At 72.5% G+C, this 14,365-nt stretch carries 15 protein-coding genes; 9 read left to right on the top strand and 6 right to left on the bottom strand.

Annotation, left to right across the window (positions count from 1 at the left end):
- Nucleotides 1-11: 11 nt before the first annotated feature.
- A complete protein-coding gene (locus tag AC4MBH_RS13620) occupies nt 12-467 on the top strand; it encodes an Lrp/AsnC family transcriptional regulator (RefSeq protein ID WP_491795431.1) in 456 nt (151 codons plus the stop codon).
- A 53-nt stretch (nt 468-520) separates the two neighbouring features.
- Here the strand turns inward: AC4MBH_RS13620 and AC4MBH_RS13615 are convergent, their stop codons facing one another.
- The gene (locus tag AC4MBH_RS13615) at nt 521-1,207 is read right to left on the bottom strand and encodes a hypothetical protein (RefSeq protein ID WP_491795430.1); all 687 of its coding nucleotides are present in this window, start codon (nt 1,205-1,207) and stop codon (nt 521-523) included.
- Between the two features lie 264 nt (nt 1,208-1,471).
- Nucleotides 1,472-2,926, bottom strand: a complete 1,455-nt coding sequence (locus AC4MBH_RS13610; RefSeq protein ID WP_491795429.1) for a KamA family radical SAM protein — start codon at nt 2,924-2,926, stop codon at nt 1,472-1,474.
- Between the two features lie 128 nt (nt 2,927-3,054).
- Here AC4MBH_RS13610 and kdd point away from each other — a divergent pair, with 128 nt between their 5' ends.
- The 7 genes from kdd (at nt 3,055) to AC4MBH_RS13575 (ending at nt 10,093) form a co-directional block, all read left to right on the top strand.
- Nucleotides 3,055-4,113: an L-erythro-3,5-diaminohexanoate dehydrogenase gene (gene kdd, locus AC4MBH_RS13605; protein WP_491795428.1), complete on the top strand. Its 1,059-nt coding sequence runs from the start codon at nt 3,055-3,057 to the stop codon at nt 4,111-4,113.
- Nucleotides 4,113-5,720, top strand: coding sequence for a lysine 5,6-aminomutase subunit alpha (gene kamD / locus AC4MBH_RS13600; protein WP_491795427.1), 1,608 nt, complete (start codon nt 4,113-4,115; stop codon nt 5,718-5,720). The genes kdd and kamD overlap by 1 nt, the downstream gene beginning before the upstream one ends.
- Nucleotides 5,717-6,457 (top strand): lysine 5,6-aminomutase subunit beta, encoded by a 741-nt coding sequence (kamE, locus tag AC4MBH_RS13595; protein WP_491795426.1) that lies wholly within the window; start codon nt 5,717-5,719, stop codon nt 6,455-6,457. Before kamD ends, kamE begins: the two co-directional genes overlap by 4 nt.
- On the top strand, nt 6,454-6,840 hold the full coding sequence (gene kal, locus AC4MBH_RS13590) for a 3-aminobutyryl-CoA ammonia lyase (RefSeq protein WP_491795425.1): 387 nt from the start codon (nt 6,454-6,456) through the stop codon (nt 6,838-6,840). Before kamE ends, kal begins: the two co-directional genes overlap by 4 nt.
- 443 nt (nt 6,841-7,283) lie before the next feature.
- The gene (lnt, locus tag AC4MBH_RS13585; protein WP_491795424.1) at nt 7,284-8,843 is read left to right on the top strand and encodes an apolipoprotein N-acyltransferase; all 1,560 of its coding nucleotides are present in this window, start codon (nt 7,284-7,286) and stop codon (nt 8,841-8,843) included.
- A complete protein-coding gene (locus tag AC4MBH_RS13580) occupies nt 8,840-9,592 on the top strand; it encodes a polyprenol monophosphomannose synthase (protein ID WP_491795423.1) in 753 nt (250 codons plus the stop codon). Before lnt ends, AC4MBH_RS13580 begins: the two co-directional genes overlap by 4 nt.
- Before the next feature lie 9 nt (nt 9,593-9,601).
- Nucleotides 9,602-10,093, top strand: a complete 492-nt coding sequence (locus tag AC4MBH_RS13575; protein WP_491795422.1) for an FxsA family protein — start codon at nt 9,602-9,604, stop codon at nt 10,091-10,093.
- A gap of 12 nt (nt 10,094-10,105) precedes the next feature.
- Here the strand turns inward: AC4MBH_RS13575 and AC4MBH_RS13570 are convergent, their stop codons facing one another.
- The 4 genes from AC4MBH_RS13570 to AC4MBH_RS13555 all read right to left on the bottom strand — a co-directional run bounded on the left by AC4MBH_RS13570 (nt 10,106) and on the right by AC4MBH_RS13555 (nt 13,305).
- Complete coding sequence (locus tag AC4MBH_RS13570; RefSeq protein WP_491795421.1) at nt 10,106-10,495, bottom strand: RNA polymerase-binding protein RbpA; 390 nt, start codon at nt 10,493-10,495, stop codon at nt 10,106-10,108.
- Between the two features lie 134 nt (nt 10,496-10,629).
- Nucleotides 10,630-12,045 (bottom strand): MFS transporter, encoded by a 1,416-nt coding sequence (locus AC4MBH_RS13565; protein ID WP_491795420.1) that lies wholly within the window; start codon nt 12,043-12,045, stop codon nt 10,630-10,632.
- A complete protein-coding gene (locus AC4MBH_RS13560; protein WP_491795419.1) occupies nt 12,042-12,848 on the bottom strand; it encodes a glycerophosphodiester phosphodiesterase family protein in 807 nt (268 codons plus the stop codon). Before AC4MBH_RS13560 ends, AC4MBH_RS13565 begins: the two co-directional genes overlap by 4 nt.
- Nucleotides 12,849-12,879: 31 nt before the next feature.
- On the bottom strand, nt 12,880-13,305 hold the full coding sequence (locus AC4MBH_RS13555) for a VOC family protein (RefSeq protein ID WP_491795418.1): 426 nt from the start codon (nt 13,303-13,305) through the stop codon (nt 12,880-12,882).
- A 112-nt stretch (nt 13,306-13,417) separates the two neighbouring features.
- Between AC4MBH_RS13555 and AC4MBH_RS13550 the strand changes: the two genes are divergently transcribed.
- Nucleotides 13,418-14,362 (top strand): helix-turn-helix transcriptional regulator, encoded by a 945-nt coding sequence (locus AC4MBH_RS13550; RefSeq protein WP_491795417.1) that lies wholly within the window; start codon nt 13,418-13,420, stop codon nt 14,360-14,362.
- Nucleotides 14,363-14,365 lie beyond the last annotated feature (3 nt).

Here is a 14,365-nt window from a genome sequence, read left to right as displayed (position 1 = left end):
CTGTTCACGCCGTGACGACCGAGCTCGAGGCCACCGACCGCCGGATCCTCGAGCTGCTCGCCTCCGACGGCCGGATGTCGTTCACCGACCTCGGCAAGGCGACCGGGCTGTCCACCTCGGCGGTGCACCAGCGGGTCAAGCGGCTCGAGCAGCGCCGCCTGATCCTCGGGTACGGCGCCACGATCAACCACGACGAGGTGGGCCTCCCGCTGACCGCGTTCATCTCGATCCGCCCGATCGACCCGTCGCAGCCCGACGACTCGCCCGAGCGGCTGCGCGACATCCCCGAGATCGAGTCGTGCTGGTCGGTGGCGGGGGAGGAGTCCTACATCCTCAAGATCCGGGTCGCCACCCCCCGCGACCTCGAGGACCTGCTCGCCCGGGTCCGCTCCGCGGCCAACGTCGCCACCCGGACGACGATCGTGCTGTCGACGCCGTACGAGAACCGGCCGGTCATCGGCGGGTGAGCGCGGCGGGCGTGGACGAGCCGTCCGAGCGCAGCCGGAGCACCTGTCGCCCGTCAGCGCCCGACGGGCGCGCCGCGGCTGGACCCGGACCCGGACCCGGTCCCCGGAGAAGCGGTCACGACCTGGACGACACCGTTGTTGTAGTCGTTGGCGTCCAGGTTGATCAGGCCGGGGTCGGCGCAGGTGCCGATCACGTACGTGCCGGCGGGCATCGGCTTGTAGCTGACCGAGGTGAGCTCCATCCTGGTCGAGGCCACGTCGACCACGGCCCACTCGCCGATGTTGGTGGGGGAACCGGTGCCCGTGCCCACGCACGTCCCGATGGCGACCGGCCCCGGGTCACCGGTGGTGCCGACGACCTGTGTCCCGGTCACCAGCACGGCCTGGCGCTCGCCCAGGGTGACCTGGACCGTCCCACCGGTGAACTCGAAGTCGGCCGACTTGGTCAGGTCGATGGTGCCGGTGCCCGGCACCATCTCGATCTCCCCGCTGAAGACGCTGACCGCCGCCGGTCCGCTCGGACCGGTCGCTCCGGTCGCTCCCCGCGGGCCGCGCGGCAGCTGACCGGCCTTGAAGTCCTTGGCCAGCAGGGACCCGTCCTTGACGTCGATGCTGGTGATGGTGCCGTTCTTGATGTCGGCGCCCGTGATCAGCCGGGCGGCGTCCGCGGTGGCCGGGTTGCTGGCGAGCAGGGCGGTGACGACGGCGGCCGCGAGGACCCCGGTCTTGGTGATCCGCATGAGAGGTCCCTTGAGATGACCCACCGAGTGTGGGCGTCGTGGCGAACCTAGGGCGCCCTGCGTCGTCAGGTTGCCGAAGCCGAGATCGGGTCGTGTCCGGTCTGGACCGGCCGGCGGAGGTCGGCCGATGACCGCGACGATGCCGGGGGCCCAGCCGCCTGACAGGTCGGAGACGTTCGCGCGGGCGCACGTGCCGAGGACGTAGGCAGCCCGAGCGGTGCTCGTCGCCGAGGACGCGCGCAACGACCCCGGTGGGACCGGTCCTCAGTAGGCCTGCAGCGCCGCCGTACGACGGGAGGCCTCGGCGACCTCGGCCGCCTTCAGCGCGGAGGTGTCGAGGTCGGCGTGGGTGGCCCACCACGACTGGCCCTCGGCGGGGAGGGTGTGGATCGGGTCGTAGTACTCGTAGGTGCGGTCGAGGGCGTCGGCCTGGTCGAGCTCGATGGAGGTCCGGTAGTTCTTGGTCCACGAGGAGATGCCGCGCACCTCGTCGTACGACGCCAGCTGGTGCACCCACCGCTTGCCGACGAACGGCACGTCGCAGACGATGCGCGGCGTGGCGAAGCCGGGGAGGTAGCCCATGATGTGGTGCTGGAGCCGCTGGGCGTCACCGACCGAGACCCGCCAGTGCTCCGAGTACGGGATCATGTCGCACATGTAGAAGTAGTAGGGCATGATCTGCGCCCCGTCGAGCAGGCGGAAGCACAGGTCGAGCAGGGCGTGCGGGTCGGCGTTGACGCCGTTGAGGAGCACTCCCTGGTTGCGCACGTCGCGGACGCCGGCGTCGAGCATCGCCCGGGACGCCTGGGCCACCAGCGGCGTGATCGAGTTGGCGTGGTTGGCGTGGGTGTGGATCGCGACCGAGACCCCCCGGGCGCGGGCGGTGGTGCCGATCCGGGTCATCCCCTCGACGACGTCGGGCTGCAGCCAGTGCTGGGGCAGGCCGACCAGCGCCTTGGTGGCCAGCCGGATGTCGCGGACGTTGTCGATCTCCAGCACGGCGCTGAGGAACGCCTCGAGGCGGGGCCACGGCATGTTGGCGACGTCGCCGCCGGAGACCACGACGTCGCGCACGGTCGGCGTACGCCGCAGGTAGTCGAGCATCGACTCGATGCGGTCGGTGGGCTTGGCGACGAACTTGAGCTTCTCGACGGTCGGGGTGGAGTTGCCGACGAGGTCCATGCGGGTGCAGTGCCCGCAGTACTGCGGGCAGGTCGGCAGCAGCTCGGCCAGGACCTTGGTGGGGTAGCGGTGGGTGAGGCCCTCGGCGACCCACATGTCGTGCTCGTGCAGCGAGTCGCGGGTGGCGTGCGGGTGGGAGGGCCAGTCGGTACGCCGGTCGCTGAGCACCGGGATCATGTAGTGGCGGACCGGGTCGGCGTAGAACGCCTCGGTCAGCGAGCCCGGGCCTCCCACGGGCGCGTGGGGGACCATCGTGTTCATCATCTGCGGCGGCACCAGCATCGACATCGTGGCCCGCTCGGCCTGGTCGCGCTCGAGGTCGAGGTAGAACCGCTCGTCGACCAGGTCGCCGAGCAGCTCGCGCAGCTGCTTGACGTTCTTGACGCAGTGCGCCCGCTGCCACTGCACCGAGGCCCACTCGGCGGCGGTGACGTCCTTCCAGCCGGGGAACCGCGTCCAGTCGGGCTCGACGAGCTCGACCTGCTGGTAGGGGTAGGGCTGACCGGTCTCCAGACCGATGCTGGTCTCGATGCTCATCGACTCTCCGTGCTCGCTGATCTGCGCCGGGGGCGCCGTGTGACCTACAGTACGTGGAGATCGTCCGGCCTGCCTACTCGTCGGCCGCAAATCATCCCGCTCCAACCTCATCGTGAAGGACAACCGGCGTGACCCGACCCGAGAGTGACCCCACCGGACTGCACCGGGTCCTCGACCGCCCGGCCGTGCTGCCGCAGGCGGCCCAGCGCCTGGACACCCGCCGTGAGCTCTGGCCCGACGAGGTCCGGATCCGGGTCGAGCGGCTCAACCTCGACGCCGCGTCCTACCGCCAGCTCGAGGGCAAGCACACGATCGACGGCGTGCCCGACGGCGCCGCGATCCGCGCCGAGGTGCTCGACATCGTCACCGCCCGCGGCAAGATGCAGAACCCCGAGACCGGGTCGGGCGGGATGCTCGTCGGCACCGTCGAGGAGGTCGGCCCCGACTCGCCGCTGGGCCTGGCCGTCGGCGACCGCGTCACCACGCTGGTCTCGCTGACCCTGACCCCGCTGGTCGTCGAGGACGGCCTCGCCGGCTGGGACGGGCTGGGGGAGCAGGTGCCGTGCGACGGCTACGCCGTGCTGTTCGGCCGCTCCATCGCCGCCGTGATCCCCGACGACCTGCCCGTCGCCCTGAGCCTGTCGGTGATGGACGTGTGCGGGGCGCCCGCCCTGACCGCCCGGGTCGTCCGCGAGCACGCCGCGATCGGGCGTGCGCCGGTCGTGGCCGTGGTCGGCGGGGCCGGCAAGTCCGGCTCGCTCAGCCTCGCCGCCGCCCGCGACGCCGGCGCCGGCCGCACCATCGGCGTCGTGCCGCACCAGGCCGAGGCCGACCTGCTCACCGCCGCCGGCCTGGCCGACGAGGTCACCATCGCCGACGCCCGCGACCCGATCGCGCTGCGCGACGCCGTCGAGAAGGCCGGTGGTCCGGCCGACGTGACGGTCGTGTGCGTCGACGTGCCGGGCTGCGAGGGTGGCGCCGTCCTGGCCACCGCCGACGGCGGCACCGTGGTCTTCTTCTCGATGGCCACCTCGTTCCCGGCCGCCGCCCTCGGCGCCGAGGGGCTCGCCGCCGACGTGCGGATGCTGGTCGGCAACGGCTACGTCCCGGGGCACGCGGCGTACGCGATGGACCTGCTGCGCCGCACCGACGGCGTACGCCGCCTCTTCGAGAGCCGGCTCGACTGATGGCCGCGACCACCCGCAGGCCGGCCAGGCCGGCCAACAAGCTCAGCCTCGACCCGGCCACCGTCCGGCACGCCCGCAGCCTGGCCCGCAAGGCCGGCCGGCCGATCGTGCGGATCGCCCAGCAGCACACCACCGTCGCCGTCGAGCGCGCGACCCTGCGGCTCGCCGGGCTCTCCGGCGCCGACGACGAGGGCTCGCCGTGGGTCAACCGGCTGATGGACACCGTCCGCGCCGACGTCGGCCTCGAGCACGGCGCCGCGCTCCCGGTCTGGGACGCCCTGGTGCGCGGCGAGGCCGACGACCTGGCCACCCTGGCCCAGAAGGCGGCAGCCGGGTCGGTCACGTTCCGGCTGCCCGAGGGCCGCGACGCCGAGCGCGCCCGCAAGGCCAGCCGCAAGGCGGTGGCCGCCGGCCTCCGCACCGTCGACCGGCGCCGCGCCGAGCGCGACCGGCTGATCAAGCGGCACGGCGACGCCCCGCGCCAGCCCTGGATCTACCTCATCGTCGCCACCGGAGACATCTACGAGGACATCCCGCAGGCCCAGCAGGCCGCCCGCGAGGGTGCCGACGTCATCGCCGTCATCCGCTCCACCGGGCAGAGCCTGCTCGACTTCGTGCCCGAGGGCGCCACCCGCGAGGGCTACGCCGGCACCTACGCCACGCAGGAGAACTTCCGCCTGATGCGGGCCGCCCTCGACGAGTCGTCGAAGGAGCTGGGCCGCTACGTGCGGCTGACCAACTACGCCAGCGGCCTGTGCATGCCCGAGATCGCCGCGCTGGCCGGGCTGGAGCGTCTCGACATGATGCTCAACGACTCGATGTACGGGATCCTCTTCCGCGACATCAACCCGATCCGCACCTTCGTCGACCAGCGGTTCAGCCGCCAGGTCCACGCCCGGGCCGGGATCATCATCAACACCGGCGAGGACAACTACCTCACCACCGCCGACGCGATCGAGGCCGCGCACACGGTCACGACCAGCCAGCTGCTCAACGAGTACTTCGCCAAGGAGGCCGGGCTCGAGGACTGGCAGCTCGGCCTCGGCCACGCCTTCGAGATCGACCCGGCGGTGCCGGACTCGTTCCGGATGGAGCTGGCCCACGCCCTGCTGGCCCGGGAGGTGTTCCCCAAGGCGCCGCTGAAGTGGATGCCGCCGACCCGGCACATGACCGGCGACGTGTTCAAGGGCAACCTCCTCGACGGCTTCTTCAACCTCGCCGGCGCGCTCACCGGGCAGGGCATCCTGCTCGTCGGGATGATGACCGAGGCGGTCGTCACGCCCTGGCTCTCCGACCGCGACATCGCCCTGCAGAACGTCCGCTACGTGATGGAGGCCGCCGGCCGGCTGCACGAGGACTTCCACCCCGCGCCGGGCGGCTTCATCGACAGCCGCGCCAAGCAGGTGCTGGGGGAGTCGATCGAGCTGCTCGAGCGGATCGTCGACAGCCCCAGCGGCGGTGGCCTGCTCGACGCGATCGCCGACGGCACGTTCGGGCTGATGAAGCGCCCCGCCGACGCCGGCCGCGGCCTCGACGGCGTCGCCCGCAAGTCCGGCGTCTACTACAACCCGGCCACCGAGATCCTCGACGCCAAGGAGGCGCTGTGAGCGTCGTGATGCCGTACGGCGACACCACCGGCGACGGCATGGTGCAGCTGAGCTTCACCCTGCCGATGCCGCACTCCAAGATCGCCGAGGGCTCCGCCCTGCAGCTGGCCGGCAAGATGGGCATGGACCCCGCGCTCGTCGTGCACGCCAAGCCGATGGGGCCGGGCTTCACCTTCTTCGTCGTCTACGGGCGGGTCAACCACGTGGTCGACCCCAGTGTCGTGCAGGTCGTCGAGCGCGACTACCCGCTGCTGACGCCCAAGGAGGTCAACGCGGCCGTCAAGCGCTCCCTACGGCGCCGCCTGACGGTCGTGGGGGCCTGCATCGGCACCGACGCCCACACGGTCGGCATCGACGCGATCCTCAACATCAAGGGCTTCGCCGGTGAGAAGGGGCTGGAGTACTACCGCGAGCTCAAGGTGGTCAACCTCGGCGCCCAGGTCTCGGTGCCCGAGCTCGTCGACCGGGCCCGCACCGAGCGGGCCGACGCCGTCCTGGTCTCCCAGGTCGTCACCCAGCGCGACGCCCACCTGCTCAACACCCGCGAGATGTCGGCGGCGTTCCGCGAGTCCTACCCGTCCGACCGGCGCCCGCTGCTCATCGTCGGCGGTCCCCGCTTCGACGAGGCGATGGCCGGTGAGCTCGGGGTCGACCGCGTCTTCGGCCGCGGTACGACGCCCGGCGAGGTCGCCTCCTTCATCGCCCACCGGTTAGCTTCCGCCAAGGTGGCCTCGTGAACGAGTCCCTGATCGGCACGCGGGTCGTGCACCGGCGCTACGTCCCCTACGCCCACGCCCACTACGCCGGCAACCTCGTCGACGGCGCCTACAGCCTCGGGCTGTTCGGCGATGTCGCCACCGAGCTGTGCATCGTCACCGACGGCGACGAAGGCCTGTTCGCCTCCTACTCCGACGTCCAGTTCACCGCCCCGGTGCGCGCCGGTGACGTGCTGGAGATCACCGCCGAGCTGGTGCGGGCCGGCACCCGGTCGCGGCAGGTGCGCTTCAGCGTCCACGTGGTCGCCCGCGGGGCCGCCACCGACGACCGGCCGGGGCGCGCCGAGGTCCTCGACCCGCCGCTCCTGGCCACCACCGCCACCGGCACCGTCGTCGTGCCCTGACCCACCGGTCCGGTGACGCGGGCGCACTACCGCGTGGCCATCGGCGCGTCCGGGACGACACGCCGACGGCAAGGACTATTTCGAGGGCTATTTCGTCGCCGGGTGCCCGTCCCTGACCTGCGGCTTTCCGCGTTGTCGCAGGTCAGGGCCCGGTTGACACCCGGGTGGCGGCGCGGAAACCTTGCGGCCGTTCGCTCGTGCAGGACGTGGGGAGCGGACCGACGTCCGAGTGGCCGGCGATCACCAGGTGTAGCGCCAACATCGTGGTGACGCTGGTTCGCGGAGGTCGGTCCGCGCCGCGGGAGCGACACGGGAGGGCCCACCCGGGCCGAGACAACGACTCCGTCACGGCAGCCCGTCGTGGCCGGGGACGGCCGGAGCCGGGGTGGGCCCTCCCGATGCCCTGCACGTGCCCAGGGAGTGCCGGGTACCGTTTGCCCATCATGCTCGCCCGGATCTTCGTCGCGGGGCTCGCCGGGGTCGTGCTCTCACTGGCCTTCGAGCCGGTCGCGCTGCCCTACGTCATGCCGTTCTGCCTGGCGGCGTACGCGCTCGCGACCCGTGAGGTGCGCTCGCGCGCCGGGTTCGTGGTCGGACTGGCCTTCGGGGTCGGGTTCTACTTCCCGCACATCTACTGGATGAGCCCCTCGATCGGGCTCCCGGCCTGGCTGCTGCTGGCGTCCCTGGAGGCCTCCTTCTACGGCGTCCTGGGCGCGCTCTCGCCGGTCCTGCAGCGGCTGCGGGCGTGGCCGGCGTGGCTCGCGGCCGGCTGGGTCGCGATGGAGACGATCCGCTCCACCTGGCCGTTCAGCGGGATGCCGTGGGGGCGCATCGGGTTCGGGGTGGTCGACACGCCGCTCGCTCCCGCCCTCGCCTGGGTCGGGGTCAACGGCGTGAGCCTGCTGGTCGCAGCGCTCGGCTTCCTGCTCGCCAAGGCGGTGCTGACCCCCCGCGGCGACGAGCGGCTGTTCGCGGCCGGGGGCGTCGTCCTGGTGGCCGCCGCCGCGGTGGTGCCGGCCCTGGTGCCGTGGACCCTCACCACCACCGGCCAGACCACCGTGGCCGCCGTCCAGGGCGACGTGCCGGGCCGGGGCGACGACGTGCTCGTCGACGTCCAGCAGCTCACCCAGAACCACGTCGACATGACCGTCGAGCTCGCCGACCGGGTCGCCGCGGGACAGGCACCGAAGCCCGACTTCGTGGTCTGGCCCGAGAACTCCACCGCGACCGACCCGTTCGCCGACGCGAGCATCAACGCCCGGATCCAGACCGCCGTCGACACCATCGGCGTCCCGATCCTGGTCGGCGGCATCGTCGACGCGGGGGAGGACCACGTGCTCAACCAGGGCATCGTCTGGGACCCCCTCACCGGCCCCGGCGAGCGCTACGCCAAGCGCCACCCGGTCGCCTTCGGCGAGTTCATCCCGTTCCGCGACCAGCTGCCCGACAGCCTCGTGGAGAGCGGTCAGCTGGCCCGGATCCCGCGCGACATGCTCAGCGGCGACCGCAAGACCCCGCTGACGATCGCGGGGGTCGAGATCGCCGACGCCATCTGCTTCGACGTCGGCTACGACGACGGGTTCGTCGAGCAGGTCGACCACGGGGCCGAGCTGCTGGTGGTGCAGACGAGCAACGCCAGCTTCATCTTCACCGACCAGATCGAGCAGCAGTTCGCCATCACGCGGGCGAGGGCCATCGAGTCGGGTCGCTACCTGGTCGTGGCGGCGACCAACGGCGTCGCCGGGGTGATCGCCCCCGACGGGTCCGTGGTCGACCGCACCGAGCGACGCACCCAGGACCTGCTCGTCGAGACCGTCGACCTCAAGAGCGGGGCGACGCCCGGCCTCGGCATCGGTACGGCGCTGCACCGGGCCACGCCGTTCGTCACCGTCGTGGGCGTCCTGTGGGGCATCGTGCTGCACCGCCGGTCGCGCCGCGCTGCGGCGCCCACCAGCGCGAGCGCTGACGTGGAGCGGCGGAGCGCCCAGGAGGTCCCGGCATGAGGACCGTGATGGTGCTGCCGACCTACGACGAGGCCGCCAACCTCGCCTGGGTCGTCGACCGCCTGCACGCCGCGCAGCCCGAGGTCGACGTCCTGGTCGTCGACGACCGCTCGCCCGACGGCACCGGCGAGGTCGCCGACCGGCTCGCCGCCGCCGACCCGCGGGTGCACGTGCTGCACCGGGCCGCCAAGGAGGGTCTCGGCGCGGCGTACCTGGCCGGGTTCGCGTGGGCGCTCGACCGCGGCTACGACGTGATCGGCGAGATGGACGCCGACGGGTCCCACCAGCCCGAGCAGCTCCACCGCCTCCTCGCGGCGCTGCCCGACGCCGACCTGGTGATCGGGTCGCGGTGGGTGCCCGGCGGCAGCGTCGTCAACTGGCCGCTGCACCGCGAGGCCCTCTCGCGCGGTGGCAACCTCTACGTGCGGCTGCTGCTCGGCGTCGGCGTCCGCGACGCCACCGCCGGCTACCGGCTCTTCCACCGGGCGACCCTGGAGAAGATCGACCTCGCCCAGGTGCGCTCGACCGGCTACGTGTTCCAGACCGACCTGGTCTCGCGCACCCTGCAGGCCGGGCTCGTCGTGCGCGAGGTCCCGATCGAGTTCGTCGAGCGGGTGCGGGGGGAGTCGAAGATGAGCGGCTCGGTGGCCACCGAGTCGCTGCGCCGGATCACCGTGTGGGGGCTGCGCGAGCGTCGCGACCAGGTGCGCCGCGCCGTCGCGGTCCGCGCGCGAGGACGCGCCTTCTAGACTCGGAGCGTGGCCGCCCGTCGACGTCTCCCGTGGATCCTGCTGGTGGCGTTCGTCGTCGTCCCGCTCCTGGAGATCTACGTGCTCATCCAGGTCGGTCAGGTCATCGGGGCCTGGTGGACCATCGGGCTGCTGGTGCTCGACAGCATCGTCGGCACCTGGCTGATCCGGCGCGAGGGCGGGCGCGCCTGGACCGCGCTGAGGTCGGCGCTCGAGCACGGCCGGATGCCGGCCACCGAGATCGCCGACGGTGCCCTCATCCTCGTCGGCGGCACCCTGATGCTCAGCCCGGGTTTCGTCACCGACATCCTCGGGATCCTGCTGATCCTGCCGTTCACCCGTCCGCTGCTGCGCCGCGTGCTCGCCCGGGTGGTCGCCCGGCGGCTCCCGGTCGTCGGCGGGATGACCGGCCCGGCTGGTGGGGCGACCTACCGCACGGGCCCGGACGCACGACACCCCGGACCTGTGGTCCGGGGTGAGGTGGTGGAGGACGAGGGCTGAGCCCCGTCCGGTTCAGGCGTTGGCGCGGGTCTTCTTCTTCGGTCCGGGACGGTGCAGGTGGGCCGGCCCGATCTCGCCCCCGCGGAGCAGGTCGAGCCGCTCCTTGAGGATGTCCTCGAGCTCCTTCTCCGAACGACGCTCGAGCAGCATGTCCCAGTGGGTGCGGACCGGCTTCTCGGCCTTCTCCACCCGCTCGATGCCTGCCGTGCTCAGTGCCTCGGCGCCGCAGCGCGGGCACTCCCACACCGCAGGGACCTCGGCCTCGACCGACATGGTGATCTCGAAGTCGTGACCCTGAGAACACCGGTAGCCGACCTGCTGACGCGCAGCGAACTCGATCCCCCGCTCGTCCTCGAAGCTCTGGCCGCCCAGTCGCGCGCCACGCAGTGTGCGCTCTGCCATGAGGGCACCTCCCAACGTTGTGCGTGGTGATTGGTCGGGCAGACCGCCCGACATCTTCCTCAACCGTACCCAGCGTGCCAAGATTCCACTCCTGAAATACACCCGAGGCGGGCCTCCCGCGGGCGCCGGGCCGGTCAGGTGCTGCGCGCGTCGCGCCGCCCCTCGGCGCTCAGGAGCGACCGGGGGACCTCGTTCCCGGCCTCGCGGATGCCGCGCGCGGCGTCGACCCGCAGCAGCAGCGCGCCGCCGATGACGAAGAACGCGATCAGCGCGAGGATCGCCGGTCGGTAGGACCCGGTGAGCTGGAAGACCAGCGCGAAGACGGCGGTGCCGAGCCACGACGTACCGCGCTCGCAGGCGTGGTAGAGCGCGAAGTACTCGCCCTCGCGACCGCGGGGGATGAGCAGGCTGAAGAACGAGCGGGACAGCGCCTGCGTGCCACCGAGCACGATGCCGATCGCGAGGCCGACGACCAGGAACAGCGCGACGTTCTTCTCCGGCAGGAAGAACGCGACGACCACGATCGCGATCCACGCGTAGACGCCGTACAGGATCGGCTTGTAGCTGCCGATCCGCTGGGCGATCCGCCCGAACAGCAGCGCCCCGCCGAACGCCACGAACTGGATCAGCACGATGGTGGCGATCAGCACGGTGTCGCCGAAGCCGAGCTGCTTGGAGCCGTAGGTCGAGGCGGCGTAGATGACGGTCTGGATGCCGTCGTTGAAGAACAGGTACGCCGCCAGGAAGGTCAGCGTCATCGGGTACTGCCGCAGCTCCTTCAGGGTGCGCCAGAGCTGGCCGAAGCTGCGGTCGAGGAGGTTGCCGGAGACCTCCACGGCGTTCGCCGGCGGCCGGTCGCGCAGCCGCACGAACGGGATGATCGTGAACCCCGCCCACCACACGGCCGCCGAGAGCAGCGACAGGCGCACGGCCATCGAGCTGGACAGGCCGATCGCGTCGTGGCCGAGGAACATGCCGAGGTTGACCACGAGCAGCAGGCCGCCGCCGAGGTAGCCGAACGCCCAGCCCCGGGAGCTGACCCGGTCGCGCTCGTCCTCGGTGGAGATGTCGACGAGGATCGCGGAGTAGCTGATCACCGAGCAGCCGGCCAGCACGCTGGCCGCCACGATCGCGGCGGCGCCGAGCTGCCAGCTCTCGCCGCGCACGAAGAACAGCAGTGCGGCGCAGGCCGCGCCGGCCCAGGCGAACCCGGCCATGTGCCGCTTCTTGTGGTGCGACCGGTCGACGACCGCGCCGACGATCGGCAGCAGGAGGGCACTGAAGATGGTGGCGAAGCTGGTCAGGTAGAACGGCAGCGACCCTGCGGCGAGGTCGAGCCCCAGCACGCTGACGGTGCGGTCGCAGGTGTCGTCGGGGTCGGCGCAGCCGGCGGCCTTGCCGGCCACCTCGATCATGTACGGCGCGAACATGACGCTGAGCACCGTGGTGTAGAAGGCGCTGTTGGCCCAGTCGTACCAGTACCAGGCCTTCTGCTCCTGCGCGCGCTGCAGCGGCGCGAGGTCGGCGATCGCCGCCGGTCCGTCGTTCACGTGGTCTCCCTCCCCGGGTCCAGCCACTGCCCGCGCTCGACGAGCACGTCGTGGAGCACGTCCGTCCGGTCGGTGAACAGGCCGTCCACGCCGCCGTCGAGGAGCTCGTGGATCTCCTCGGCGGTGTCGATCGTCCAGACGTGCACATGCTTGCCTGCCGCGTGCGCCCGGCGGACCAGACGCGCCGTGAGGACCACGACCCGACCGCGTCGCCGCGGCACCTGCAGGGCGTCCCAGGCCGCCCGGCGCGCCGGTACGCCGGCGACGAACGCCGCGACCTCCGCCGGCGCCGCCGACGTGGCGACCCGCCCCCCGGTCAGCCTCCGGAACTCCCGCATCCGCGGCAGCGAGAAGGACCCCACGAGGACGTCGTCCCACAGGTCGCGCGCGGCGACGAAGTCGGCGAGCGGGCGGACGGCGCCGTCGGACTTCAGGTCGATGTTGAACCGGGCGCCCCGGAGCTCCTCGACCAGCGCCGCCAGGGTCGGCACCTCCTCGCGCCCCCCGACGCGCGCCCGTCGTACGTCGGCGTGGGTCAGCGCCGCGATCGCGCCCTGCTGGTCGCTGACCCGGTCGAGGACGTCGTCGTGGAAGGCCATCAGCACCCCGTCGGCCGTGACGTGCACGTCGGTCTCGAGGTAGCGGTAGCCGAGGGCGGCGGCGTGCCGGAACGCCTCGAGCGTGTTCTCCAGCCCCTCGATCTCGGGGTGGTAGGCGCCGCCGCGGTGGGCGAGCGCGATGACCGACCCCGGTTGCTGCAGCACCGCGTCGAGGTAGGGCCGGCCGGTGCGGGGGGAGGTCACCGGGGAAGTATCGCGCCTGCCCGCAGCGCCGTCATGAGTCCCCGTGCTCTGTTCCCCGCGACGCCTCGACGACGTCGAGGTAGTGCTGGTTGAACATGACGCCGACGACGTTGCCGAACGGGTCGACGACCGAGGCGGTCACGAAACCGGGGCCGCGCTCGGTCGGGGGCTCGTGGGCGGTGGCGCCGAGGTCGAGGAGCCGCTGGTGCGCGGCGTGCACGTCGTCGACGGCCCAGTACGTCGTGGCCGCGGCGAGGCCGTCGGCGGCGGGTGCGAACCGGCGGGCGAGCAGCCCGAGCTCGTGCTGGTGGTCGCCGACGCGGAACTCGACGTAGGCGAGCGTGCCGGCCGCCTCCTTGGCGAAGTACGCCTCGACGCCGAGCACCTCGGCGTACCAGGCGCGGGCGACCTCCAGGTCGTCGGCGACGTAGGTGATGGTGGTGAGTCCTCGCAACATGACTGGCTCCTCGGTGGGGTTCCTGCGGGTGGGCCCGGCTGGTGCGCCGGTGATCACCACTCTGCTCCGTGAAGTGATCACCAAGTGATCACTTTCCTGGCAGGCTGGAGCGGTGCGTGCCGATCGCCTCGTCGCCACCGTCCTGCTGCTGCAGCAGCGCGGACGGGTCACCGCCCGCGAGGTCGCCACGGAGCTCGAGGTGTCGGTGCCGACGGCGCGCCGAGACCTCGAGGCCCTGGCGACCGCCGGGGTACCCGTCTACCCCCAGCCCGGACGCGGGGGAGGGTGGCAGCTGGTCGGCGGGGCGCGCACCGACCTGAGCGGGCTGTCCGGGTCCGAGGCGCAGGCGCTGTTCCTCGCGCTCGGGCCCTCAGCCCGGGGCTCGTCGGCGTCGCGCACGGCGCTGCGCAAGCTGCTGCGGGCCCTGCCTGCGACGTTCCGCGACGAGGCCGAGGCGGCCGCGTCGGCGACCGCCGTCGACCCGCTGCCGTGGGGGGCGTCCGATCGGGCGCGCCCGCCGCTCGTCGAGCGGCTCCAGGCCGCGGTGGTCCGCCGGCAGCGGGTCCGGCTCACCTACGCCGACGCCCGCGGGGCCACCAGCGTGCGTCTGGTCGACCCGTGGGGCCTCGTCGACAAGGACGACGCCTGGTACCTGATGGCCGGCACGCCACGCGGCCGCCGCACCTTCCGCCTCGACCGCGTCACGGCCGCCGAGGTCACGGGGGAGGCCTTCGAGCCGCCGCCCGGCTTCGTCCTCGACGAGGCGTGGAGCGAGACCGTCGAGGCGATGGAGCGACGACGCTCGACCACCTGGGCGACCGTGCTGAGCGACGAGCGGTGGGTGCCGATCCTCCACGACCACTTCGGCCGGCACTGCGAGCGGGTCGGCACCGAGGAGGACGGCCGGGTCCGCGTCCGGCTGGCCGCACCGACGCCGCTCGACGTGGCCCGCACGCTCGCCGGGTGGGGCCGGCTGGTGGAGGTCGTCGAACCGACGTCGGTGCGCGACCACCTGGCGCGCATCGGCGCCGAGCTGGCGGCGGCGTACGGCGGCTGAGCG

It is taken from the genome of Nocardioides sp. WJ219 (genome assembly GCF_058559815.1).
This window is presented reverse-complemented; position numbering and strand designations above follow the sequence as displayed.